This window comes from Streptomyces sp. NPDC048270, from assembly GCF_040652335.1.
GTDB lineage: Bacteria > Actinomycetota > Actinomycetes > Streptomycetales > Streptomycetaceae > Streptomyces.
In genome coordinates, this window is the sequence record NZ_JBEZLV010000014.1 from 144,525 (window position 1) to 166,898 (window position 22,374).

The 22,374-nt window shown below is 73.0% G+C and carries 21 protein-coding genes and 2 pseudogenes; 13 read left to right on the forward strand and 10 right to left on the reverse strand.

The window, feature by feature from the left end:
* Positions 1 to 93: 93 nt before the first annotated feature.
* Positions 94 to 771, reverse strand: coding sequence for a FadR/GntR family transcriptional regulator (locus tag AB0D66_RS15450; RefSeq protein ID WP_362302361.1), 678 nt, complete (start codon positions 769 to 771; stop codon positions 94 to 96).
* 57 nt (positions 772 to 828) lie between these two features.
* On the opposite strand from AB0D66_RS15450, the gene AB0D66_RS15455 reads away from it, so the two are divergent.
* The 4 genes from AB0D66_RS15455 to AB0D66_RS15470 all read left to right on the forward strand — a co-directional run bounded on the left by AB0D66_RS15455 (position 829) and on the right by AB0D66_RS15470 (position 3,411).
* Entirely contained in the window at positions 829 to 2,166 is a 1,338-nt protein-coding gene (locus AB0D66_RS15455; RefSeq protein WP_362302364.1) for an MFS transporter, read from the forward strand.
* 5 nt (positions 2,167 to 2,171) lie between these two features.
* Complete coding sequence (locus AB0D66_RS15460; protein WP_279628666.1) at positions 2,172 to 2,291, forward strand: SGM_5486 family transporter-associated protein; 120 nt, start codon at positions 2,172 to 2,174, stop codon at positions 2,289 to 2,291.
* A gap of 301 nt (positions 2,292 to 2,592) precedes the next feature.
* Positions 2,593 to 2,790 carry a hypothetical protein gene (locus AB0D66_RS15465; protein WP_362302450.1) on the forward strand — a complete coding sequence of 66 codons (198 nt, stop codon included), beginning with the start codon at positions 2,593 to 2,595 and terminating at the stop codon, positions 2,788 to 2,790.
* A gap of 99 nt (positions 2,791 to 2,889) precedes the next feature.
* The gene (locus tag AB0D66_RS15470; protein WP_362302368.1) at positions 2,890 to 3,411 is read left to right on the forward strand and encodes a histidine phosphatase family protein; all 522 of its coding nucleotides are present in this window, start codon (positions 2,890 to 2,892) and stop codon (positions 3,409 to 3,411) included.
* 77 nt (positions 3,412 to 3,488) lie between these two features.
* Here AB0D66_RS15470 and serB read toward each other — a convergent pair whose 3' ends face one another.
* Both serB and AB0D66_RS15480 read right to left on the reverse strand, forming a co-directional pair.
* Entirely contained in the window at positions 3,489 to 4,688 is a 1,200-nt protein-coding gene (gene serB / locus AB0D66_RS15475) for a phosphoserine phosphatase SerB (protein WP_361765697.1), read from the reverse strand.
* A 194-nt stretch (positions 4,689 to 4,882) separates the two neighbouring features.
* A complete protein-coding gene (locus AB0D66_RS15480; protein ID WP_362302372.1) occupies positions 4,883 to 6,487 on the reverse strand; it encodes a streptophobe family protein in 1,605 nt (534 codons plus the stop codon).
* 242 nt (positions 6,488 to 6,729) lie between these two features.
* On the opposite strand from AB0D66_RS15480, the gene AB0D66_RS15485 reads away from it, so the two are divergent.
* Positions 6,730 to 9,219, forward strand: coding sequence for an FHA domain-containing protein (locus AB0D66_RS15485; RefSeq protein WP_362302375.1), 2,490 nt, complete (start codon positions 6,730 to 6,732; stop codon positions 9,217 to 9,219).
* Between the two features lie 101 nt (positions 9,220 to 9,320).
* On the opposite strand, the gene AB0D66_RS15490 is transcribed toward AB0D66_RS15485, so the two are convergent.
* The 3 genes and pseudogenes from AB0D66_RS15490 to AB0D66_RS15500 all read right to left on the reverse strand — a co-directional run.
* Positions 9,321 to 9,998 (reverse strand): transglycosylase SLT domain-containing protein, encoded by a 678-nt coding sequence (locus AB0D66_RS15490; protein ID WP_362302378.1) that lies wholly within the window; start codon positions 9,996 to 9,998, stop codon positions 9,321 to 9,323.
* Positions 9,999 to 10,463: 465 nt separating this feature from the next.
* Positions 10,464 to 10,722, reverse strand: a pseudogene (locus AB0D66_RS15495) (hypothetical protein); the annotation flags it as partial.
* An 871-nt stretch (positions 10,723 to 11,593) separates the two neighbouring features.
* Positions 11,594 to 12,264: pseudogene (locus AB0D66_RS15500) on the reverse strand (SDR family oxidoreductase); the annotation flags it as partial.
* A gap of 98 nt (positions 12,265 to 12,362) precedes the next feature.
* Here AB0D66_RS15500 and AB0D66_RS15505 point away from each other — a divergent pair.
* The 3 genes from AB0D66_RS15505 to AB0D66_RS15515 all read left to right on the forward strand — a co-directional run bounded on the left by AB0D66_RS15505 (position 12,363) and on the right by AB0D66_RS15515 (position 14,550).
* Complete coding sequence (locus tag AB0D66_RS15505) at positions 12,363 to 13,508, forward strand: GAF domain-containing sensor histidine kinase (protein ID WP_362302381.1); 1,146 nt, start codon at positions 12,363 to 12,365, stop codon at positions 13,506 to 13,508.
* On the forward strand, positions 13,501 to 14,157 hold the full coding sequence (locus AB0D66_RS15510; protein ID WP_362302384.1) for a response regulator transcription factor: 657 nt from the start codon (positions 13,501 to 13,503) through the stop codon (positions 14,155 to 14,157). The genes AB0D66_RS15505 and AB0D66_RS15510 overlap by 8 nt, the downstream gene beginning before the upstream one ends.
* A 147-nt stretch (positions 14,158 to 14,304) precedes the next feature.
* On the forward strand, positions 14,305 to 14,550 hold the full coding sequence (locus AB0D66_RS15515) for a chaplin (RefSeq protein WP_362302453.1): 246 nt from the start codon (positions 14,305 to 14,307) through the stop codon (positions 14,548 to 14,550).
* 266 nt (positions 14,551 to 14,816) lie between these two features.
* Here AB0D66_RS15515 and AB0D66_RS15520 read toward each other — a convergent pair whose 3' ends face one another.
* The gene (locus AB0D66_RS15520; RefSeq protein WP_362302387.1) at positions 14,817 to 15,605 is read right to left on the reverse strand and encodes a hypothetical protein; all 789 of its coding nucleotides are present in this window, start codon (positions 15,603 to 15,605) and stop codon (positions 14,817 to 14,819) included.
* A gap of 134 nt (positions 15,606 to 15,739) precedes the next feature.
* On the opposite strand from AB0D66_RS15520, the gene AB0D66_RS15525 reads away from it, so the two are divergent.
* The 4 genes from AB0D66_RS15525 to AB0D66_RS15540 all read left to right on the forward strand — a co-directional run bounded on the left by AB0D66_RS15525 (position 15,740) and on the right by AB0D66_RS15540 (position 19,022).
* Positions 15,740 to 16,534 carry an ABC transporter ATP-binding protein gene (locus tag AB0D66_RS15525; protein WP_362302390.1) on the forward strand — a complete coding sequence of 265 codons (795 nt, stop codon included), beginning with the start codon at positions 15,740 to 15,742 and terminating at the stop codon, positions 16,532 to 16,534.
* A 55-nt stretch (positions 16,535 to 16,589) separates the two neighbouring features.
* On the forward strand, positions 16,590 to 17,018 hold the full coding sequence (locus AB0D66_RS15530) for an NfeD family protein (RefSeq protein WP_362302393.1): 429 nt from the start codon (positions 16,590 to 16,592) through the stop codon (positions 17,016 to 17,018).
* Positions 17,019 to 17,102: 84 nt separating this feature from the next.
* Complete coding sequence (locus AB0D66_RS15535) at positions 17,103 to 18,089, forward strand: SPFH domain-containing protein (RefSeq protein ID WP_362057396.1); 987 nt, start codon at positions 17,103 to 17,105, stop codon at positions 18,087 to 18,089.
* 162 nt (positions 18,090 to 18,251) lie between these two features.
* Entirely contained in the window at positions 18,252 to 19,022 is a 771-nt protein-coding gene (locus tag AB0D66_RS15540; RefSeq protein ID WP_362302456.1) for a sulfite exporter TauE/SafE family protein, read from the forward strand.
* A gap of 36 nt (positions 19,023 to 19,058) precedes the next feature.
* Here AB0D66_RS15540 and AB0D66_RS15545 read toward each other — a convergent pair whose 3' ends face one another.
* From AB0D66_RS15545 to AB0D66_RS15555, 3 genes are all read right to left on the reverse strand, one after another.
* Positions 19,059 to 19,586: an HNH endonuclease gene (locus tag AB0D66_RS15545; RefSeq protein ID WP_362302396.1), complete on the reverse strand. Its 528-nt coding sequence runs from the start codon at positions 19,584 to 19,586 to the stop codon at positions 19,059 to 19,061.
* 149 nt (positions 19,587 to 19,735) lie between these two features.
* A complete protein-coding gene (locus AB0D66_RS15550; protein ID WP_362302399.1) occupies positions 19,736 to 20,269 on the reverse strand; it encodes a YbhB/YbcL family Raf kinase inhibitor-like protein in 534 nt (177 codons plus the stop codon).
* A gap of 39 nt (positions 20,270 to 20,308) precedes the next feature.
* Positions 20,309 to 21,091, reverse strand: coding sequence for a sporulation protein (locus tag AB0D66_RS15555; protein WP_362302402.1), 783 nt, complete (start codon positions 21,089 to 21,091; stop codon positions 20,309 to 20,311).
* Positions 21,092 to 21,188: 97 nt separating this feature from the next.
* On the opposite strand from AB0D66_RS15555, the gene AB0D66_RS15560 reads away from it, so the two are divergent.
* The gene (locus AB0D66_RS15560; protein ID WP_362302405.1) at positions 21,189 to 21,830 is read left to right on the forward strand and encodes a DNA-3-methyladenine glycosylase; all 642 of its coding nucleotides are present in this window, start codon (positions 21,189 to 21,191) and stop codon (positions 21,828 to 21,830) included.
* The last annotated feature ends 544 nt before the right edge of the window (positions 21,831 to 22,374 follow it).

Consider the following 22,374-nt stretch of genomic DNA (forward strand, 5'->3'; position numbering starts at 1 on the left):
GGGCCGGCGCGGCACCTCCGGGTGGCGCCGACCGGACCGGTGCGAGGCCCCCGGGTGGCGCCGACCCGACCGGTGCGAGGCCCCCCGGTGGCGTCAGCCGGCGCCCTTGCCGAGGCAGGCGAAGGGATAGCCGGCCGCCTCCGAGGCGGCCGTGTCCCCGTCGCCCCGCCGGATCGCCTCGATCAGCCGGGCGTGGTCCAGGTGCGCGGAGGGGTGCAGCTCCGTGCCGACGTCCGCCCGCAGCCAGTCGGCCACCAGGTCGCCGAGGTCCGCGTACAGCTCGATCAGCACGTCGTTGTGCGAGGCCGTGACCACGGCCATGTGCAGGCTCACGTCCGCCGCCACGAACACCTCCGCGTCCCCGCTCGCCCAGGCCTCCTCGCGCCGCGCGAGGAGCGCGTCCAGCTGTACGAGGTCCCGCTCGGTGCGCCGCTCCGCCGCCAGCCGGGCCGCCGAGGACTCCAGGGTCGAGCGCAGCTCCGCGATGTGCCGCGGCTCCGCCCCGGCGAAGCGGCGGTGCATCACGCCGGCCAGCTCGCTGGTGGCGATCACGTAGGTACCCGAGCCCTGCCGGATGTCGAGCAGGCCGTTGTGCGCCAGCGCCCGCACGGCCTCGCGCACGGTGTTGCGCGCGACGCCGAGCAGCTCCACCAGCTCCGGCTCGGTCGGGACGCGGGAGCCGACCGGCCACTCGCCGGAGGTGATCTGGTTCCGCAGCGCGGCGATCACCTGATCGACGAGCGCCGAGCGCCGGGGTGAGGTCAGCGGCATGGGTCTCCCTCGGGGACGACTGGACAACCAATCATCCCATGATTCTATGATGGTCGAATGTCCGACGATGAAACCAAGATCCTCGACCGCCCCGCCGCGGGCCGCAAGCCCGCACCGCAGGCCACCGGCGGCACCGGAGCCGCGGCCGCCGCCCCGACCGCACCCGCGCAGCCGGCCTGGCTCGGTCCGGTCCTCATCGTCGGCATCGTGCTCGCCGCGCTCAACCTGCGGCCCGCCATCACCAGCCTCGGCGCCCTCTTCGAGGAGACCCGCACCGGCCTCGGCATGAGCGGCACCGTGGCCGGGCTGATCACATCCGTCCCCGCCCTCTGCTTCGCCGTCTTCGGCGTCACCGCACCCCGGCTCTCCCGCCGCTTCGGCCCGGCCGCCGTGATCTGCGCCGGCATGGCCGCCGTCGCCGCGGGCCTGCTGATCCGCCCGTTCGCGGACGGCGCCGCCGCCTTCCTCGCGGCCAGCTCCCTGTCTCTGGCCGGCATAGCCCTGACCAACGTCCTGCTCCCGGTGATCGTCAAGCGCTACTTCCCGGACCGGGTCGGCACCATGACCGGCCTGTACTCCATGGCGCTGGCCGCCGGCACCTCGCTCGCCGCCGCCGCGACCGTCCCGCTCACCGGGGCCCTCGGCGGCAGCTGGCGCACCGGCCTGCTGATGTGGGCCCTGCTCGCGCTGGTCGCCGTACTGCCCTGGCTGCCCATCGCCCGCGCCTCCCGGCGCGCCGCCCGGGCCGAGCGCGCCGCGGCCGCCGGCTCCGGCGAAGGCGGCGGCGCACGGGCCGACGCCGGCCCCCGGATCGTCCGCAGCCGCACCGCCTGGGCCCTGGCCTGCTACTTCGGCCTCCAGGCCACCGGCGCGTACATCACCATGGGCTGGCTCCCGCAGATCTTCCGCGACGCCGGCGTCTCCGCCTCCACCGCCGGAGTGCTGCTCGCCGTCACCATGGTCATGGGCGTGCCGCTGGCCTTCGTCATCCCCGGCCTCGCCGGCCGGATGAAGAACCAGGGCCTCATGGCCGCCGTCCTCGGCGTCTTCGGCCTCACCGGCTACCTCGGCCTCTACCTCGCCCCCGCCGCCGGCGCCTGGGTCTGGGCGCTCCTGCTCGGCGTCTCGAACTGCGCCTTCCCCCTGGTCATCACCCTGATCGGGCTGCGCGCCAAGTCCCCGGCCGGAGTCGTCAGGCTCTCCGCCTTCGCCCAGAGCACCGGTTACCTGATCTCCATCCCCGGCCCCCTGGTCATCGGCACCCTCTACCAGCACAGCGGCGGCTGGGACCTGCCGCTGGCCCTGATGGCCGGCCTGCTCGTCCCGCAGATCGCCCTCGGCATCCTGGCCGGCCGGGACCGCACGATCGAGGACGAATGCGGCATGCGAGACTGACCGGCATGTCGCCCGTACTTGAACCGAACCCCCAGAACGGCCGCAAGAAGCTCGGCCTCGTCTTCGGCGCCATGATCGCCGTGACCGTGATCATCGCGGTCATCGCGACGATCGCCTCCCCCTGACGGACACCCGGGGTGGGGATAACCCCACCACCCCCTAGGGGGCCAGGGTCAGGGTGAACTGGGGTGAGACCCGGATGGGAACCGCTCCTTCGGATCCATAGATTCGAAGGAGCGAGCCCGTCCCGTCAGCACCCCGGAGGCGGCCATGTCGGCCCCCACGCACACCCGCACCGTCCCGCCCGGCGCCCGAGCCGCGGCCGGCCCCCATGCCCCCGTAGGCCCCCGTGCCCTCGTCGGCCCGCGCGCCGTCGCCGGCTCCCGCGCCCTGGTCCGCCCGCGCGCCGTCGCCGGTCCCCGTGCCGTGACCGGCCGGCCCACCCCGGCCGGCGCCCGGCACGGCGCCGACGCCCGCCTGCACTGGTGGGCGCTGGCCCTGCCCGCACTCGCCTTCGGCCTGCTCCTGCTCCTCCTCGCCGGATCCGCCGAGGCGCACGCCGCCACCGGCGAGGCCACCGGGCTGCTCCACGTCACCCAGCAGCTGCTGCGTGCCGTCGGCTGACCGGGCGTGCGCCGGGGCGCGCCGGGCCGTGCCCCACCACCGGACGCGGGCCCTCAACACCCTGCGCCCCGTGGCCCGTTTCATGCGAAGCTGGGAGTCATGAGCGCCGACACACCCCGCAGGATCGCCCTCCTCCGGCACGCCAAGGCCGACTGGCCACAGGTGTCCGACCACGACCGCCCGCTGGCGGAACGCGGCCGCTCGGAGGCGGCGGCCGTCGGTCTGAAGCTGGCCGAAACCGGCATCGCCTTCGACCTGGCCCTCTGCTCCACCGCCGCCCGCACCCGCGAGACCTGGAAGGTCGCCGTCCAGGAGCTGCCGCACCGGCCCAAGACCCACTACGAAGAGCGGCTCTACGAGGCCTCCCCGGGCGAGCTCATCGCCCTGCTGAACGAGACCCCCGACGAGGTGAACGACCTCCTCCTGATCGGTCACAACCCCGGCATGCACGCCCTCGCCGACGTGCTCTCCAGCCGCGCGCAGAACGACACCCTGGCCAGGATGACCCGCAGCGGCTTCCCGACCGCGGCCCTCGCCGTGGTCTCCTTCGCCGGCCCGTGGAAGTCCCTGGAACCCGGCGCGGGCACCCTGCTCGACTACTGGACCCCCACGGAACACTGACCGGAGGACACGTGCGCGAGGGCCCCGGCAGCCGACCCGGCCGCCGGGGCCCTCCCACGTCGTACGGACAGGAGCGCTCAGGCCAGGTCGGCGGCCTCGATCTCCTCCCGGGTGATCCCGAGCAGGTACAGCACCGCGTCCAGGAACGGCACGTTCACCGCCGTGTGCGCGGCCTCGCGGACCACCGGCTTGGCGTTGAAGGCCACACCCAGCCCGGCCGCGTTCAGCATGTCCAGGTCGTTCGCGCCGTCGCCGATGGCCACCGTCTGGGACAGCGGCACCTCGGCCTCCGCGGCGAACCGGCGCAGCAGCCGGGCCTTGCCCGCCCGGTCCACGATCTCGCCGGTCACCCGGCCGGTCAGCTTCCCGTCCACGATCTCCAGGGTGTTGGCGGAGGCGAAGTCCAGCCCCAGCCGCTCCCGCAGATCATCCGTCACCTGGGTGAACCCGCCGGAGACCACGCCCACCTGGTAGCCGAGCCGCTTGAGCGTGCGGATCAGCGTCCGGGCACCCGGCGTCAGCCGCACCTCGGCGCGGACCTTGTCCACGACGGACGCGTCCAGACCCGCCAGCAGCGCCACCCGGGCGTGCAGCGACTGCTCGAAGTCCAGCTCGCCGCGCATGGCCCGCTCGGTGACCTCCGCGACCTCGGCCTCACACCCCGCGTGCGCCGCGAACAGCTCGATGACCTCGTCCTGAATCAGCGTCGAGTCCACGTCCATCACGACGAGGCGCTGGGCCCGGCGGTGCAGCCCGGCCGACACGACGGCCACGTCCACGCCGATGTGCGCGGCGGCCGTGGCCAGCGCGGTGCGCAGCGGCTCGGTCTCGCATCCGGAGACGGCGAACTCCACGGCCGTCACCGGGTACTTGGCGAGCCGGAAGATACGGTCGATGTTGCCGCCGGTCCCGGTGATCCGGGCGGCGATGGCCGCCGTGGACTCGGCGGTGAGCGGGTGGCCGAGCACGGTGACGTGGGACCGGCCGCTGCCGCGCGGCCGGTTGTCACCGGTCCCCGAGAGGATCTCGGCCTGGAGCCTGAGCGATTCGGCCCAGCTGTGGACGGTGGCCCGCAGCTCGCCCTCGGTGCCGACGGACGGCTTGGTGACGAGGGCGCACAGGACGATGCGGCCACGGGTGACGACCTGCTCGATGTCGACGACGTCGACGGAGTAGGCGGCGAGGGTGTCGAACAGCCCGGCGGTGATCCCGGGACGGTCCTTGCCGAAGATCTTGACGAGGAGGGTGGGGACCTCGGAGGTCTGCGATGCGCTCATGGTGCTCTCACCGTATCTTCCCGTCCCGGAAGGCAGGACCCCCGTCCCACCCTTCAGACGTACCGACCCCCGGTCGGCGCTCCACCGCGGCGGCCTGCGGCTGTCGAACACCGGGCGGAGTGCCGACCGGCCGGCCCCTCGGGGGCGCACTCCCCGAGGGGGCGGCCGAAGGTGCGGCGGCGGCTCTACGGCGGTCAGCGCGGGTTCGGCGGCGGAGGCGGTCCCGGTGGGGGCGGCGGGGTGAAGGGTGGCCGGCGGGGCGGCTTCACAGGCCTGGGCGGCCGAGGCGGGATGCCGGTGACCGTCACGTCCCAGGAGCCGTCCGGCTCCGGATGCGGGCGGGACCGGCCCGGCGCAGGCCCCTGGCCGTACGAGGCCGTCGGCGCGTCGGGGTCGGGCCGGGCAGGGCCGCCCGCCGCGCCGGGGGCGGGGCGGGCGGCGTCGGGCCAGTGCGCACCGGGGCCGCGGCCCGCCCCCGGACGGGGCCCGCGAGGTCCGGGCCACGCCGGCCCCGGCACGGGGGCACGGCGGTGACGGGCCAGGAGGGCGCCGAGCGCGCCGGCCGCCGCGCCCCACACGGCGCCCAGGACCAGGGCCGGCGGGACGGACCCCCGCAGCTCCACCCCGGCGTCGACCGCATCCACCCCCAGCACGGCGAGGGAGGCGTCCGCCGACAGGGCCGTCAGCCACACCAGTGCCGCCAGCGCCACCCCCGTCACGGCCGACAGCCGCGCCGCGCACCCGGCGATCCCACGCCCCGGAGTCCGTACGGCGGCCAGCACGCCCGCGAAGAGCAGCAGCAGCCCGGCCCCCGCCACCAGCAGCCACACCCGCCCGTCGTACTCCGCCAGGCGGGCCACCGTCACCGGCTCCCGCGCGGAGCCCGCCAGCAGCTCGTCCAGCGGATCCGGCAGCAGCCGGGCCGGCGCACCGGTGGCCCGGCCGTCCAGCGGGACGGACAGGCCCAGCAGCACCCCCGCCCAGCTGCCGTTCGGCGCCCCCAGCAGGGCCGCGCCCAGCACCCGGCCGGGCCGCCCGTCGCCCGGCGCCGCCCACACCGCCGCGGCCAGCCCGGCCGCCACCGCGACCAGCAGCGCCGCCACCACCGCCGACGCCGCCGGGCGCAGCCGCGCCGCCCCCGCTGGCCCGCGCCGCGAGACCAGCAGGGCCAGCGCGAGCACCACCGCGGCCCACACCCCCGCGGCCCACAGGGTCGGCCCCGGCTCCACGGAGAACCCCACCCGGGCCCGCGTCTCGACCAGGTCCCCGACGCGGTCCGGGAGCAGCCCGCCCACGTCCCCCATCCCCGGCACCGCGATCCCGGTCGGAGCGCGCGGCAGCACCGCCCCGTCGAGGGTGACCACGTCGTGCCCGGCCCACGCCGGCACCCCCGCCGCGGCGACGAACAGCGCCACGACCACCACCGCCCGGGCCAGGAGCTCGCCGGCGGCGGCGCCCGCCCGCAGCGAGCGCAGGAACAGGTGCGCCAGCACCAGGGCTCCGGCCAGGCCCACCCCCAACGGCATCACGTCCAGCGAGGCTTCGGCGCCCGCACCGCCCGCCACTCCCGCACCGCCCGCCACTCCCGCCCCGAACACCGACACGTCACCCGAGGGGGTCACGGTTCCGCCCACGGCCAGGACCACCACCGCCGCGGTCATCGCCCCCAGCGAGCCGCCCGCCGCGTCGGCGCCCAGCAGGTGCAGCCCGAGTGCGGCCACCCCGGCCATCGCCACCAGCGACCAGCCCGCGGCGGCGGCAGCGGACACCAGGACGTCTCCCCAACGGATGCGGCGCATGAGCGGTCCCCCGATGCGAGCGGAGCGGGACCGCCGGGCGAGAAGTCCCGTATTTCACTCTCCGGGTGGCTTTCGCCCCCGTCAACGGGCAGACGTAGACGCCCCGGCCGGGCCCCGATTCCACATGTGGCCCCAGGCCTGAAATAGTTCCCCCGGATGTTCGCCATCCCTAGACTCCCTGACGTCATGGGGGATTCTCGGGGGACTTAAGTGGGGCTGGAGTGCCGGAACTCGTACTGGAATTGAATGGAAGGACCTGGACGCTCGATCCGTCCAGGTCGTACTCGCTGGGGCGCGACCCCCAGGGAGACGTGGTGATCGACGATGCCCGGGTGTCGTGGCGACACGCCACCATCAGCTGGAACGGCCGTGGTTGGGGCATCGAGGACCACGGCAGCACCAACGGCACCTATGTGCACGGGGCCCGGGTGCAGCAGGCCGAGCTCGTGCCGGGCACGCCGGTCCACCTGGGCAACGCCACCGACGGACCGCGGCTGAATCCCGTCGCCGCCGCGGCGCCCCAACCGGCCGTGGCCCAGCAGGCGCCGGCCCAGGCCTACGCCCAGCAGCAGGCCCCGGCGTACCAGGCCCCGCAGCAGCAGCCCCAGCAGCAGGCCTGGGAACAGCAGCCTCAGCAGCCGCAGGTCCCGCACCAGCAGGGCGGCGGCCCGGCCGCGGCCCGCCCGGCGCAGGGGGCCGCTCCCCACCACGGGGGCGACCGCAGCCCGACGACGTTCCACCAGCTCTCGCTGGGGCACGTCATGCGCATCGGCCGTGCGCTGGAGAACGAGCTGGTGGTCTCCGACCTCCAGGTCTCCCGCCACCACGCCGAGTTCCGCTCCATGCCCGGCGGACGCTTCGAGATCCACGACCTCGGCAGCCACAACGGCACCTACGTCAACGGTCAGCTGCTGGCCAAGTCCGGCACCGCACTCCTCGGCCCCAACGACATCGTCGGCGTCGGCCACTCGACGTTCCGGATCGTCGGTGACCGACTCGAGGAGTTCGTCGACACCGGCGAGGTCTCCTTCTCGGCCCGCCACCTGACGGTCACCGTCGACGGCGGCAAGCAGATCCTCAAGGACGTCACCTTCGGCGTCCCGGAGAAGTCGCTGATCGGCGTCATCGGCCCGTCCGGCTCCGGAAAGTCGACCCTGCTCAAGGCGCTGACCGGCTACCGGCCCGCCGACCAGGGCGACGTCCTCTACGACAACCGCAACCTGTACAAGCAGTTCGCGGAGCTCCGCCAGCGCATCGGCCTGGTCCCGCAGGACGACATCCTGCACAAGGAGCTGAAGGTCAGCACCGCTCTGAAGTACGCGGCCAAGCTGCGCTTCCCCGGCGACACCGCCGAGTCCGAGCGCGCGGCCCGCATCAACGAGGTGCTGCGCGAGCTCAAGCTCGACATCCACAAGGACAAGAAGATCACCTCGCTCTCGGGTGGTCAGCGCAAGCGCGTGTCCGTGGCCCTGGAGCTGCTCACCAAGCCGTCGCTGATCTTCCTGGACGAGCCGACCTCCGGCCTCGACCCGGGCATGGACCGCGACGTCATGCAGCTGCTGCGCGCCCTCGCCGACGACGGCCGCACGGTCCTCGTCGTCACCCACTCGGTCGCCGAGCTGGCCATCTGCGACAAGCTGCTGGTCATGGCCCCGGGCGGCTCGGTCGCGTACTTCGGCCCGCCGGACGAGGCGCTGAACTTCTTCGGCTACACCACGTGGGCGGACGTCTTCTCGTCCTTCGAGAACTACCGCGACTACGACTGGGCCGGCCGCTGGAAGGGCTCGCAGCACTACCAGCTGTACGCCGCCGACATCGACGCGGTCGCCCCGCAGTCCGTCGCGATGCCGTCGCCGCAGCAGATGCGCCCGACGAAGCCGCAGGGCTGGGGCTCGCAGCTGTGGACGCTGATCCGCCGCTACGTCTCGGTGATCGCCTCCGACAAGGGCTTCATCGGCCTGATGCTGATCCTGCCCGCGGTCCTGGGCGTGGTCTCCACGGTCATCCCCGCGACCTTCGGCCTCGCGCCGCCGACGCCGCCGTCCCAGTTCAACGGCGACGCGGGCACGATCATGCTGATCCTCGCGGTCGGCATGTGCTTCTCCGGCGCCGCGAACTCGGTCCGCGAGCTGATCAAGGAACGCGTGATCTACGAGCGCGAGCGGGCGACGGGCCTGTCCCGGTCGGCGTACCTCATGTCGAAGGTGATCGTCCTCGGCGTCATCACGGCCATCCAGGGCGTGATCATCTGCGGGATCGGCTTCGCCCCGCGCGACCTGCCCGTCGAGGGCCTGCTGATGCCGCCGGCCGTCGAGCTCTGCGTGTCGGTCATCGCGCTCGGCTTCACCTCGATGATGTTCGGCCTGGTGATCTCCTCGCTGGTGAAGACCGCCGAGAAGACCATGCCGCTGCTGGTCATGTTCGCGATCGTCCAGGTCGTCTTCACCGGCATCCTCTTCCAGGTCTACGACTCCCCGGGCCTGGAGCAGTTCGCTTGGCTGATGCCGTCCCGCTGGGCCGTCGCCGCCGCCGGCACCACGCTGGACCTCGGCACGCTCATGCCGCCGTGGGACCGCGACAACCCGACCAACACCGACCCGCTCTGGGACGCCACGGTCGGCCAGTGGAGCCTGAACATCACCATCCTGCTGCTCATCGGCATCGCCTGCGGGTTCGCGGTGCAGCGTCTGCTGCGCCGCCACGAGCCCGAGGTCATGCGGGCCGGCAAGTAGTCCGCCGGCCCGCGCACGCGCGGCAAAACGCCTGAGGGCGGCACCCGGTACTCCGGGGGCCGCCCTCAGGCGCATGGGGGGACGTGGTGACGTCGGCGGGCCTAGTAGGCGCTGTTGACGTTGTCCATCGAGCCGTAGCGGTCGGCCGCGTAGTTGCAGGCGGCGACGATGTTGGCGACCGGGTCGTACTGGTCGAACTTGGTGCCCTTGACGTGGTACGCCTTGAAGGTCGGGTAGATGACCTGGAGCAGACCCTTGCTGGGGATGCCGTTCTGGGCGTTGATGTCCCAGTTGTTGATCGCCATCGGGTTACCGCTGGACTCACGCATGATGTTCTTGTGGATTCCGGCGTAGCTGCCCGGAATGCCCTCCTTCTTCATGATGAAGAGGGCTTCCTTGATCCAGCCGTCCAGGTTGTTCGCGAAGACCGGGGTGCGGGCGGCGGACCGGCTCGCGGCCTCCTGCTGCTCGCGCGCCTTCTTGGCGGCGGCCGCGGCGGCGGCCTCGGCGTCGGCCTTGGCCTTGGCCGCGGCGTCCTTCGCGGCCTTGTCGGCGACGACCAGCTGGGCGGAGAGGTGCTGCTGCACGGCCTTCGTCTGGGCACCGTCGACGACCTGGGTCCAGGCGACGGGGGCGGCGGAGATCGTGTCGCCCTCCGCGGCACCGGCCGGGACGAGGGAGAAGGCGAGGGCGGCGGCGCCGAGCGTGGCGACACCGGCAAAGGACAGCTTGTGTGCCTTCGTCAGACGACTGTGACCGGGAGTGCTGGAAGCAGACATGGCGGGGCAACCTCTTCGAATCGCGGGAGCCGCAGGAAGGCGTCGCTGGGATCCGGGTGGATCCGCGGCGCTGTGCGACGGGAGCAATTCTTAGCGGCGGCAAAATCCTGTGGCAAAGGTGTGACGTACGATCCCGCTTAGTGGATCAGGGGCGGGCGCCGGGGCCCGATTTCGAGCCCCGGCGCTACGCGCGCCCGTGCTGACAGGGTCTTTACCTGTCCACTAGGGAGCTTCGTAAGTGATGTGGGTCCTATGCGCGGGCTCACATCGGGCACGTAACGGTCTCACCATGAGTTGCTGGCGCAACGCGTTCCGTGACCGGTCTCATCCTTGAGTAGCAGAGGGACGCCGCCGAACTCGTACCGGAGGCAGAGCCGGGCCACCGCCTCCGCATACCCCAGCCGCACCGCCGCACGCCCGGCGACCGCCGCCGACACCGGCGAGGGCACGCCTCGCCCTCATGCGGCCCGGCCGGCCGTCCACCGTCGCCGCCAGGGTGGCCGAGGTGTCCACCACCAGCACGTCCCCGGCCGGCAGCGGCTGCGGCCGCTCCCGGAAGGCGCGCTGCCGGCAGCAGCTGCGGCAGCTCCCGGAAGGCGCGCAGGGACACCTCCTCGGTCCCTCGCGAGACCAGCAGCCGTACGGAATCCCGGCCCAGCCCCGACCCGCGCTGCCCGGCGGGCACCCGGGCCACAAGGCCTGGCGGAATGTCCCTTATATGCAGTCCCTCCTCCGGTACCGCCGACCCCCGACCCCAGCCCCGCCCCACCTCCCACCCCCGGCAGCCCCGCCTCCCGCACCCCGGCCCCGCCCCGGCCGTGCCACCCTGCCCCCCGCCGCCCCCGCCGCCCCGGCCTCCCCGGCCGTGCTGCCGGCCCCGGCCCCGCCTGTGCCGCTGGGGCTCCGCCCCGCCCCGTCGCCGCCCGTGCTGCGGGGCACCCCCCAAGCCGCATCCCCGCGACCTGCCCCTCCGGCCGCGCTGCCGGGCTCCGTCCCGCCCGCGCTGCCGGCCCGGCCGGCCCGTCGGTCTCGGCCCCGGCCGGGCCACCGGGTTCAGCCCCGCCCGAGCTGCCGAGCCCCGCGCCGCCAGGCTCCACTCTCGCCCTGCCCCACGGCCGGCCCCGGCTCCGGCCGGGCCGCCGAACTCCGTCCCGCCCGAGCTGCCGGCCCCGCCCGTGCCGTCGGTCTCAGCTCCGCCCGGGCTGCCGGGTTCAGCCCCGCCCGAGCTGCCGAGCCCCGTGCCGCCAGGCTCCACTCTCGCCCTGCCCCACGGCCGGCCGCGGCCGGGCCGCCGAACTCCGTCCCGGCCGAGTCGCCTGGCTCCACTCCGCCCGTGCCGCCGGGTTCAGCTCCGCCCGGGCTGCCGGGCTCGCCCCGCCAGGCTCCACTCCAGCCGTGCTCCCGAGGCCGCCCCGGCTCCGGCCGGGTCATCGGGTTCCGCCCCGACCGAGTCGCCTGGCTCCACTCCGCCCGTGCCGCCGGGTGCAGCCCCGCCCGCGCTGCCTGCCCCCGCCCCGCCCGCACCGCGGCCCCCGCCCCGCCCGCACCGCGGGCCCAGGTTCCGGCCCCGGCCCGCTCGTCGGCTGCCTGGCCCGCCGCGAGGCGACCGGTCGTTCCGCCACCAGACGCAGCAGGGCCGGCGCCACCTCCTCCGGTGCGGGCAGCCCCGCCCGGTCCTCCCCGGGCTCGGCCGCCGCCATCATCCGCGTCCGCATCGAGCCCGGATCCGCCCACCAGACCCGCAGCCCCGGCTGCTCCACCGCCAGTACGGCCGACATCAGATCCCCGGCCGCCGGCGTGGTCGCCCCGTACGCCCCCACCTCTCGTACGCCACCACCGCCGCGTCCGGGCCGATGTTCAGCACCGCCCCGGCCGCCGAGGCCCGCAGCAGCGGCAGCCCCGCCTGGGCCAGCCCCAGCGGCCCCACCCCATTGACCTCGAAGGCCTCGCGCAGCCCCTCCAGGAGGTGGACCGCCAGCGGCATCAGCGGCTCTGCCCCCACCACCCCCGCGTTGTTCCCCAGCAGGTCCAGCCCGCCCAGCTCCCGCGCGGCCGCCACCAGCGCCGCCCGGTGCCCCGCCGAGGGCACGTCCCCCGCCACCGCCCTGACCCGGATGCGGACCCGGGCGGCCTGCTCCAGCCCGGCCGCGGCCTCCTCCAGCGGCTCCGCGCCCCGCGCGCTCAGCACCAGGTCCCAGCCGCGCGCCGCCAGCCCCCGGGCCAGCGCCCGCCCCAGACCCCTCGAAGCTCCCGTCACCAACGCCACACGCCCCCGCCTCGGCCGCGAGCCCGACCCCTGCCGGTCCGTTGGACCTACGACCGCGGCCCGATCCCGCAGGTCACGCCCCCGAGTACGGTGAGCGCATGCAGACCGGACCCCGCAGCGGCCTGGCAGCCGTCAGCACGGCGCTGCTCGCCATGAGCCGCCGCCTCGAGGTCCGCGACGTCCTGCGCACGATCGTCGTGTCCGCCCGCGAGCTCCTGGACGCCGAGTACGCGGCCCTGGGCGTCCCGGACGACCACGGCGGCTTCGCCCAGTTCGTCGTGGACGGCATCAGCGCCGAGCAGTGGCGCGAGATCGGCCCGCTGCCCCGCCAGCACGGCATCCTCGCCGCGATGCTCCACCAGGACGGCCCCGAGCGGCTGGCCGACGTACGCGAGGACCCCCGCTTCGAGGGCTGGCCGGCCGCCCACCCCGACATGTCCGACTTCCTCGGCCTGCCCGTCCGGGACGGCGAGGAGACCCTCGGCTGCCTCTTCCTCGCCAACAAGCGCCGCGCCCCGGGCACGGGGCACGGCTTCACCGACGAGGACGAGGAACTCCTCTCCCTCCTCGCCCAGCACGCGGCGATCGCCCTCACCAACGCCCGGCTCTACGAACGCAGCCGCGAGCTCACCATCGTCGAGGAGCGCTCCCGGCTCGCCCACGAGCTTCACGACGCCGTCAGCCAGAAGCTCTTCTCGCTGCGCCTCACCGCCCAGGCCGCCGCCACCCTCGTGGACCGCGACCCGGCCCGCGCCAAGGACGAGCTCCACCAGGTGGCCGCCCTCGCGGCCGAGGCCGCCGACGAACTGCGCGCCGCCGTCACCGAGCTGCGCCCGGCCGCCCTGGACGAGGACGGCCTGATCGCCACCCTGCGCACCCAGGTCCAGGTACTCGACCGCGCTCACACCGCGCGCGTCACCTTCACCTGTGACGGGGTACGGGCGCTGCCCGCGACCCAGGAGGAAGCGCTCCTGCGGGTCGCCCAGGAAGCCCTGCACAACGCCCTGCGCCACTCGGGCGCCGACCGCGTCGACGTGACCCTGGCCCGGAACCCCGCCGGCGGAGCCGTCCTCAGGGTCGCCGACTCCGGCAAGGGCTTCGACCCCCGGACCGTCCGCCGCGCGGGCCGCCACCTGGGCCTCGTCTCCATGCGGGACCGGGCGAGCGGCGTCGGAGGCCGGCTCGCCGTGCACTCGGAGCCCGGCACGGGCACCACGATCGAGATGGAGGTCCCCGGTGGCTGACGGCGCAAGGGGAAGCGGAATCCGCGTACTGCTGGTCGACGACCACCAGGTGGTCCGGCGGGGGCTGCGCACCTTCCTCGAGGTCCAGGCGGACATCGACGTGGTCGGCGAGGCCGCCGACGGCGAGGAGGGCATCGCCCGCGCCGAGGAGCTGCGGCCCGATGTGATCCTCATGGACATCAAGATGCCGGGCACCGACGGCATCGAGGCGCTGCGGAGGCTGCGCGAGCTGGCGAACCCGGCGCGGGTGCTGATCGTCACCAGCTTCACGGAGCAGCGGACCGTGGTCCCCGCCCTGCGCGCGGGCGCCGCGGGATACGTCTACAAGGACATCGACCCCGACGCACTGGCCGGAGCCATCCGCTCCGTCCACGCCGGACACGTGCTCCTCCAGCCGGAGGTGGCGGAGGTCCTGCTCGCCCAGGAGGACCAGGGCGCCTCGGCGGGCCGCCCGGGCTCGCTGACCGACCGCGAGCGTGAGGTTTTGGGCCTGGTCGCGGACGGCCGGTCCAACCGGGAGATCGCCCGGGCGCTCGTCCTGTCCGAGAAGACGGTCAAGACGCACGTCTCGAACATCCTCATGAAACTGGACCTCGCGGACCGGACCCAGGCTGCCTTGTGGGCGGTCAGGCACGGACTGGTCCAATAACGGCGCATATCGGATCGTGTCGTTCCGGACTGAGATTCATACGGTCGGGTGTATGTAGCCCACATGGCGTATCCCGACCGCCGGGTGACCGTTCTCCATGGCGTGCCGCGACGGCTGGTCGCGGCCGACGTACTGGAGGACGAGAACGTGAAGAACATCAAGAAGGCCGCAGCCGTCACCATGATCGCGGGCGGCCTCGTCGCCGCCGGCGCGGGTGTCTCCTCGGCGCACGGCGGTGCGTCGGCGGAGGGCGAGGCCCAGCACTCGCCCGGCGTGGCCTCCGGGAACCTGCTCCAGGTCCCGGTCCACGTCCCGGTGAACGCGGTCGGCAACGCCGTCACCGTGATCGGCCTGCTCAACGGAGCCTGGGGCAACACGGGCGTCAACGCCTGACCCCCCTCCACCGGCCCCGCTTCCCCCTCTCCCCAGGAAGCGGGGCCGCGCCACACCCCACTCCAAGCCCCGCCCATTCCAGCCCCGCCGGCGTTTGAGGCGCGGGGTCTGGGGCGGAGCCCCAGGAGCCTGGGCGCAGCCCGACCCGCGCGACCCGCCGAGCCCGGGCGCAGCCCGACCCGCGCGACCCACCGAGCCCGGGCGCAGCCCAGCCGGCCCGGGCGCAGCCCAGACCCGCCGAGCAAGGGCGCAGCCCGCCCCGTGGCCTAGCCGTCCCGCTCGCGGTCCTCCACCGCCGCGTTGTACGCGGCGACCAGCGCCCGCCGAGCCACCCGCTCCACCGGCCGCAAGGCCTCGGCCCGCGCCGCCATCTCCGAGGCCGCGACCGCTCCGCCGTGCCCCTTCTCGTACGCCAGCGACACCAGCAGGTCCACCCGCTGCGCCAGCGCCAGCACCCTGACCGCCCGCTGCGGATACCCCGGCGCCAGCATCTCCTGCCCGGACCCCTCCGCCCGCGCCCGGTACGCCGACACCGCGGCCTCCGCCACCGGCCCCGACCCGGCCACGTCCAGCCGGGTCAGCGCCACGGTCGCCTCGCGCAGCGCCTCCGCCAGCTCCCGCTCCGCCTCGCCGAGGGACGGCACGTCCGCCGGCGGGGCCTCCCGTACCGGCAGGCAGTGCCAGGTCACCGAGACGTGCACGTCACCCGCCGGCCCGGCCTCGGCCACCTCCGGCACCAGGCCCAGCGCAGCGCCCACGCACACCACCGCCTCCTCCGCGTCCAGCGCCCGCGCGTTGAACTCCGCCGGACCGCTCAGCCCCAGCGGATGCCCCGGCGCCGGCAGCGCCACCCGCAGCCCGGTCACCCCCAGCGCCCGCAGCCGTCCCAGCGCCAGCGTGAGCCCGACGGGACCCGATTCCCCCGGCAGCCCGGCCACCCGGTGCACGGCGTCCTCGGCCACGATCGACAACACGGCCTCGTCGGGCGAGACCAGACCGGCCAGCAGAGCGTTCCCCCAGGCGGCCAGCCGCCCTGAACGTGGTTCGAAAAGCATCCCCCAACTCTACGGACCCGCCCCCCGGCCCGGCCCCGGCCCCGCACTCCTTCCCGAGTGGCGTAGGTTTTCCCCTGGGGCTGCGCCTACAGGCGCACAGACGAACCGACACTGCAAGGGGAGACAACGCGCTCATGAGCGATGTTCTGGAACTGGTGGACGTATCCGTGGTCCGCGAGGGCCGGGCTCTGGTGGACCAGGTCTCCTGGTCGGTGAAGGAGGGGGAGCGCTGGGTGATCCTCGGCCCCAACGGCGCCGGCAAGACCACGCTGCTGAACCTCGCCTCCAGCTACCTCTTCCCCACCAAGGGCGCCGCCTCCATCCTCGGCAGCACCCTCGGCAAGGTGGACGTCTTCGAGCTGCGCCCGCGCATCGGCGTCGCCGGCATCGCCATGGCCGACAAGCTGCCCAAGCGGCAGACCGTCCTGCAGACCGTCCTCACCGCCGCCTACGGCATGACGGCGACGTGGCAGGAGGAGTACGAGGACGTCGACGAGCAGCGCGCCCGCGCCTTCCTCGACCGCCTCGGCATGACGGACTACCTCGACCGGAAGTTCGGCACCCTCTCCGAGGGCGAGCGCAAGCGCACGCTGATCGCCCGCGCCCTGATGACCGACCCCGAGCTGCTGCTGCTCGACGAGCCCGCCGCCGGCCTGGACCTCGGCGGCCGCGAGGACCTCGTGCGCCGACTCGGCCGGCTCGCCCGCGACCCGCTCGCGCCCTCCATGGTCATGGTCACGCACCACGTCGAGGAGATCGCCCCCGGCTTCACCCACGTCCTGATGATCCGTCAGGGCAAGGTCGTCACCGCCGGCCCGATCGACCTCGAACTCACCTCCCGCAACCTCTCGATCTGCTTCGGCCTCCCGCTGGTCGTCGAGCGCAACGGGAACGACCGCTGGACCGCGCAGGGCCTTCCGCTCGGCTAGGACCGCCGCCCACGCACCCTGTCCCGACCGCGCCCACCCGACCTACCATGACCATGTGGACATCGACGCATGGGTGTGGTGGCTCATCGGCGCGGTCGGACTGGGCATTCCCCTCGTCCTCACCGCGATGCCGGAGTTCGGCATGTTCGCCGCCGGGGCGGTGGCGGCAGCCGTGACGGCGGCTCTCGGCGGGGGAGTGGTGGCCCAAGTCCTCGTCTTCGTGGCGGTGTCGGTCGCGCTCCTCGCCGTCGTACGGCCCATCGCCAACCGGCACCGCGACCAGCGGCCCCAACACCGCAGCGGCATCGACGCGTTGAAGGGCCGCAGCGCCGTCGTCCTCGAACGCGTCGACGGCAGCGGCGGCCGCATCAAGCTCGCCGGCGAGATCTGGTCCGCGCGCGCCCTCGACGCCGACACCAGCTTCGAACCCGGCCAGTCCGTCGACGTCGTGGAGATCGACGGGGCGACCGCCGTCGTGATGTGACAAGCAGCCTGCTCGCGGCCCCCGGGTCTGCGAGACTCCGCCTAACGGGGCAGCACAGACAGCCGGAAGGGCACGGGGAACCGCATGCAACCGATCATCATCGTCCTGATCATTCTGGTGGTTCTGGTCTTCATCGCACTGGTCAAGACGATCCAGGTGATCCCGCAGGCCAGCGCCGCCATCGTCGAGCGGTTCGGCCGCTACACCCGCACCCTCAACGCGGGCCTCAACATCGTCGTCCCGTTCATCGACTCGATCCGCAACCGGATCGACCTCCGTGAACAGGTCGTCCCCTTCCCGCCGCAGCCGGTGATCACCCAGGACAACCTGGTCGTCAACATCGACACCGTCATCTACTACCAGGTGACCGACGCCCGCGCCGCGACGTACGAAGTGGCCAGCTACATCCAGGCCATCGAGCAGCTCACCGTGACCACCCTGCGCAACATCATCGGCGGCATGGACCTGGAGCGGACCCTCACCTCCCGCGAGGAGATCAACGCGGCCCTGCGCGGAGTCCTCGACGAAGCCACCGGCAAGTGGGGCATCCGCGTCAACCGCGTCGAGCTCAAGGCCATCGAGCCGCCGACCTCCATCCAGGACTCGATGGAGAAGCAGATGCGCGCCGACCGCGACAAGCGCGCCGCCATCCTCCAGGCCGAAGGCGTCCGGCAGTCCGAGATCCTGCGCGCCGAGGGCGAGAAGCAGTCCTCCATCCTGCGCGCCGAGGGTGACGCCAAGGCCGCCGCCCTGCGCGCCGAGGGCGAGGCCCAGGCCATCCGCACGGTCTTCGAGTCCATCCACGCCGGCGACGCCGACCAGAAGCTCCTCGCCTACCAGTACCTCCAGATGCTCCCGAAGATCGCCGAAGGCGACGCCAACAAGCTCTGGATCGTGCCCAGCGAGATCGGAGACGCGCTCAAGGGCCTCTCGGGCGCCATGGGCAACTTCGGCCCGATGGGCGGCGGTTCCGGCTTCAACCCGCAGAACTCCGGCAAGGACGGCGGCGGCATCCCGGCCGCGCGGGACAAGGACGCCGCGGACCGCCGCGAGCAGCCCCCCATCGACTAGGGCCCTTCCGGGCGAGGGGCCGGGCCCGGGGCCGGACCTGCCCCGCCCCCGCACACCCGGGCCCGTCCCTTGATGCATGATCAGTGAGGCCCCTCGACCTTCACGGCGGGGAGGCGACTTCCTCATGCAAAGGGGACGGCCCCGTCCATGTCCATGTTCTCGATGTCCGTCTGGGAATCACTCGCGGTGTTCGCCGCCGGCGTCGGCGCCGGCACCATCAACACCATCGTCGGCTCCGGCACCCTGATCACCTTCCCGGTGCTGCTCGCCACCGGCCTGCCGCCGGTCACCGCCAACGTGTCCAACACCCTCGGCCTCGTGCCCGGTTCCATCAGCGGAGCCATCGGCTACCGCAAGGAGCTCCAGGGCCAGCGCGCCCGCATCATCCGGCTCGGCGCCGTGTCCCTCGTCGGCGGGCTCGCGGGCGCCGTCCTGCTCCTGACCCTGCCGTCCGACTCCTTCGACACGATCGTGCCCGTCCTCATCGGACTGGCCCTCCTGCTCGTCGTCCTCCAGCCCCGGCTCGCCGCGGCCCTGCGCCGCCGACAGGATGCCGCGGGAGCAGACCCCGGGCACCCCGACGGCGGCCCCGTACTGCTCTCCGGCATGCTGCTGTCCAGCGCCTACGGAGGCTACTTCGGGGCCGCCCAGGGGGTGCTCTACGTGGGCCTGATGGGCCTGCTGCTCCGCGAGGACCTGCAGAGGATCAACGCGGTGAAGAACGTCATCGCGGCCATGGTCAACGGCATCGCGGCCGTCGTCTTCCTCTTCGTCGCCACCTTCGACTGGACGGCCGTGCTCCTCATCGCCGTCGGCTCCACCATCGGCGGCCAGATCGGCGCCAAGGTCGGCCGCCGCCTCTCGCCGACCGTGCTGCGCGGAGTCATCGTCGCGGTCGGCGTCATCGCCATCGTCCAGCTACTGGTCCGCTGAGCGACGTAGCAGAGTTACGTCGCCCAGCGGGCCCGACTACGCGGCGGACGGGGCATACGAGGAACCGGAACGCTCCAGCCACTCCGGCAGGGCCTCCCGCCCCGCCACCCCCAGGGCCAGCAGCATCGCGTCCGCCGGGGACGGCACGAAGGGCTTGCGCAGGAGGGGCATCCCCGCCTCCTCCGGAGTCCGCGCCGCTTTGCGGTGGTTGTCCTCGGCGCACGACGCCACCGTGTTCAGCCAGGTGTCCCCGCCGCCCTGCGCCCTGGGCAGCACGTGGTCCACGGTCGTCGCGCGCCTCCCGCAGTACGCGCACCGGTGTTGGTCCCGGACCAACACCCCCCTCCGCGACCAGGGAGCATGTCTTCGGAAGGGCACCCGCACGTACCTGCAGAGTCTGATCACACGGGGCATCGGAAGATCCATGGTGGCCGCGCGCACGCGCAGCTCCGGATGCGACTGTTCGACCACGGCCTTGTCCTGGAGCACCAGAACCACAGCCCGGTTCAGCGTCACCGTCGACAGCGGCTCGAAGCTCGCATTCAGCACCAGCGTGTCCCGCATCTCGCCCACCTCCCGTGTGCAGGCCCGCGACCACCCGTGCGGCAGGGCCCGCAACCACTCTGGCCGCGGGCGTCACGCGGGACAACGCAATAAAAATGCCCGGTCCTGGTCGTCTTTAGACCAGGACCGGGCAAACGCTCGGGGAACTGTCAGCCCGCGGGTGCCTCGTACTCACCGATCAGCTGGGCGCGCCCGAGCGTGTGGAAGCGCAGATTGAACCCGACCGCGGCCGGAGAGGCCCCCTCGTCGGGACCGAGCCGCTCCTGGTCCACCGCGTACACGGTGAACACGTACCGGTGCCGCTCCCCGGCCGGCGGAGCCGCCCCGCCGAAGTCCTTGGTCCCGTAGTCGTTGCGCACGTGCACGGCCCCGGCCGGCAGCCCCTCGAACTTCCCGCTGCCCGCCCCGGCCGGCAGCTCGGTGACCGAGGCCGGCAGATCGAAGAGCACCCAGTGCCAGAACCCGCTGCCCGTGGGCGCGTCGGGGTCGAAGCACGTCACGGCGAAGCTCTTCGTGCCCTCCGGGAACCCCTCCCACCGCAGCTGCGGCGAGACGTTCCCGCCCTCGAGCACCTGGGCGTCACCCAGATCGGCGCCCGGCGCGAGATCCGCACTGGCCACCGTGAAGGCGTGCACCTCGGGGTGGAAGTCGTGCGGAAGGGGCGCCCTGCTCTGCTCGGTCACTGCTGTACCTCCTGCTCGGATACGCGTACGGGTCCGAGCCTAGAACCAGTTGCGCTGCGAACCGACCGACGCGATCCACTGGTTCAGGTAAGCCGCCCAGTCCGTCTCCTGGTACGACTGCAGCCCCACCTGGAAGCAGCGGTAGGTGTCACTGCCCTCGCTGAACAGCCCGGGCTTCTTGTCCATCTCCAGGACGACGTCCATCTCCCGGCCGTCCGTGACGAAGGTCAGCTCGACCTGGTTCAGCCCCCGGTACTGCGACGGCGGCAGGAACTCGATCTCCTGGTAGAAGGGCAGCGTCTGCCGCGTCCCGCGGATGTGCCCGCGCTCCATGTCCGCACTGCGGAAGGTGAAGCCCAGCTGACGGAAGGCGTCGAGGATCGCCTGCTGCGCCTGCACCGGGTGCACGTTGATCGGGTCGAGGTCGCCCGCGTCGACCGCACGCGCGATCTCCAGCTCGGTGCTCACCCCGATGTTCATCCCGTGCAGGTGCTGGCCCCCGAAGTGGGTGATCGGCGTCTCCCAGGGAATCTCCAGCACGAACGGCACCACGTGCACCGCGCCGGCCTGCACCTGGAACGCACCGCCGAGACGCTGCTTGGTGAAGACGACGTCCTGCTTGTACTCCTGGTCGCCGCCCTCGACCTCGACGCGCGCCTGCAGCCCGACGGACAGCCCCTCGATCTGCTGGTCCACGGATCCGCCCTGGATCCGGACCTCGCCCTGGACGATCCCGCCCGGTGCGACGTTCGGCTCGGTGATGACCGTGTCCACCGAAGCACCACCGGCACCCAGGCTCGCGAACAGCTTCTTGAACCCCATGCTCTGACTCCCCTTGAAGGCTTGTGCGACTACCCCTTACCAACGCGGAACCATAGGCCCCGGTTGCAGCGGTACGCGTTCCACTACGCTCGACCGGATGAGCGCGCGCCCCGACCGTACGCCCCTGCCCCGGTCCTTCTTCGACCGCCCGGTCCTCACGGTGGCCCCGGACCTCCTCGGCCGCACCCTGGTCCGGCACGGCCCGGACGGCCCGATCGAACTGCGCATCACGGAGGTGGAGGCCTACGAGGGCGAGTCCGACCCGGGCTCCCACGCCTACCGCGGCCGCACGGCCCGCAACGCATCGATGTTCGGTCCGCCCGGACACGCGTACGTCTACTTCATCTACGGCATGTGGTTCAGCCTGAACCTGGTGTGCGGCCCGCCCGGCCACGCGAGCGGCGTACTGCTGCGCGCGGGCGAGATCACGGTGGGCGCGGACCTGGCAGCCAAACGCCGACTTTCCGCCAGATACCCGAGGGAACTGGCCAAAGGCCCGGCCCGGCTCGCGACCGCCCTGGCCGTGGACCGCTCCCTCGACGGCACCGACCTCTGCGCCGGCCCGGAGTCCCCCCTCTCCCTCCTCGCGGGCACCGCCACCTCGTCCGACCTGGTGAGCAGCGGCCCGCGTACCGGAGTGGGCGGCGCCGGCGCGGCTCATCCGTACCGTTTCTGGATCACGCACGACCCCACGGTGAGCCCGTACCGAGCCCATGCGCCACGCCGCCGTTCAACTTGACTCGGCTCTGCCGGACGCCTAACGTAGCCCGAGCCGCTTGAACGGGGCACTGCCATCGGCAGACCCCCGGAGCGGCCAACCCACTACCTACGACTTACCCCTGGCGGGGTCTTCTTCGGCATGCCCGAATTTCTTCGCCGGCCGCTCGATTATGAATGGCAAGGGATAAGCGCTAACGTAGCGGAGCGCCGAAAGGCACAGACCCTCCAGCGGTCACCGAATTCAAATCCGAGTCGGAAACGACGAAGGAAATGATCTGGTAGAGTTGGAAACGCAAGAACACAGAACGAAAGCCCGGAGGAAAGCCCGAGAGGGTGAGTACAAAGGAAGCGTCCGTTCCTTGAGAACTCAACAGCGTGCCAAAAATCAACGCCAGAAGTTGATACCCCGTCCACTTCGGTGGATGAGGTTCCTTTGAAAAAGTCCTGTAGGGCTCCCTTGTGGGGCACTTGCAGGCAATTACACAGCGAGGACGCAGTGGACGGTCGGTCTTATTCCGACATGACTGTCCCGCTCTAAGTGATGTGTGCACCCGATTACGGGT

Coding starts and splice junctions, on each gene's coding strand:
- AB0D66_RS15450 (WP_362302361.1), bottom strand. CDS start 771: ATGCCGCTGACCTCACCCCGGCGCTCGGCGCTCGTCGATCAGGTGATC.
- AB0D66_RS15455 (WP_362302364.1), top strand. CDS start 829: ATGTCCGACGATGAAACCAAGATCCTCGACCGCCCCGCCGCGGGCCGC.
- AB0D66_RS15460 (WP_279628666.1), top strand. CDS start 2,172: ATGTCGCCCGTACTTGAACCGAACCCCCAGAACGGCCGCAAGAAGCTC.
- AB0D66_RS15470 (WP_362302368.1), top strand. CDS start 2,890: ATGAGCGCCGACACACCCCGCAGGATCGCCCTCCTCCGGCACGCCAAG.
- serB (WP_361765697.1), bottom strand. CDS start 4,688: ATGAGCGCATCGCAGACCTCCGAGGTCCCCACCCTCCTCGTCAAGATC.
- AB0D66_RS15480 (WP_362302372.1), bottom strand. CDS start 6,487: ATGCGCCGCATCCGTTGGGGAGACGTCCTGGTGTCCGCTGCCGCCGCC.
- AB0D66_RS15490 (WP_362302378.1), bottom strand. CDS start 9,998: ATGTCTGCTTCCAGCACTCCCGGTCACAGTCGTCTGACGAAGGCACAC.
- AB0D66_RS15505 (WP_362302381.1), top strand. CDS start 12,363: ATGCAGACCGGACCCCGCAGCGGCCTGGCAGCCGTCAGCACGGCGCTG.
- AB0D66_RS15520 (WP_362302387.1), bottom strand. CDS start 15,605: ATGCTTTTCGAACCACGTTCAGGGCGGCTGGCCGCCTGGGGGAACGCT.
- AB0D66_RS15525 (WP_362302390.1), top strand. CDS start 15,740: ATGAGCGATGTTCTGGAACTGGTGGACGTATCCGTGGTCCGCGAGGGC.
- AB0D66_RS15535 (WP_362057396.1), top strand. CDS start 17,103: ATGCAACCGATCATCATCGTCCTGATCATTCTGGTGGTTCTGGTCTTC.
- AB0D66_RS15540 (WP_362302456.1), top strand. CDS start 18,252: ATGTCCGTCTGGGAATCACTCGCGGTGTTCGCCGCCGGCGTCGGCGCC.
- AB0D66_RS15545 (WP_362302396.1), bottom strand. CDS start 19,586: ATGCGGGACACGCTGGTGCTGAATGCGAGCTTCGAGCCGCTGTCGACG.
- AB0D66_RS15555 (WP_362302402.1), bottom strand. CDS start 21,091: ATGGGGTTCAAGAAGCTGTTCGCGAGCCTGGGTGCCGGTGGTGCTTCG.
- AB0D66_RS15560 (WP_362302405.1), top strand. CDS start 21,189: ATGAGCGCGCGCCCCGACCGTACGCCCCTGCCCCGGTCCTTCTTCGAC.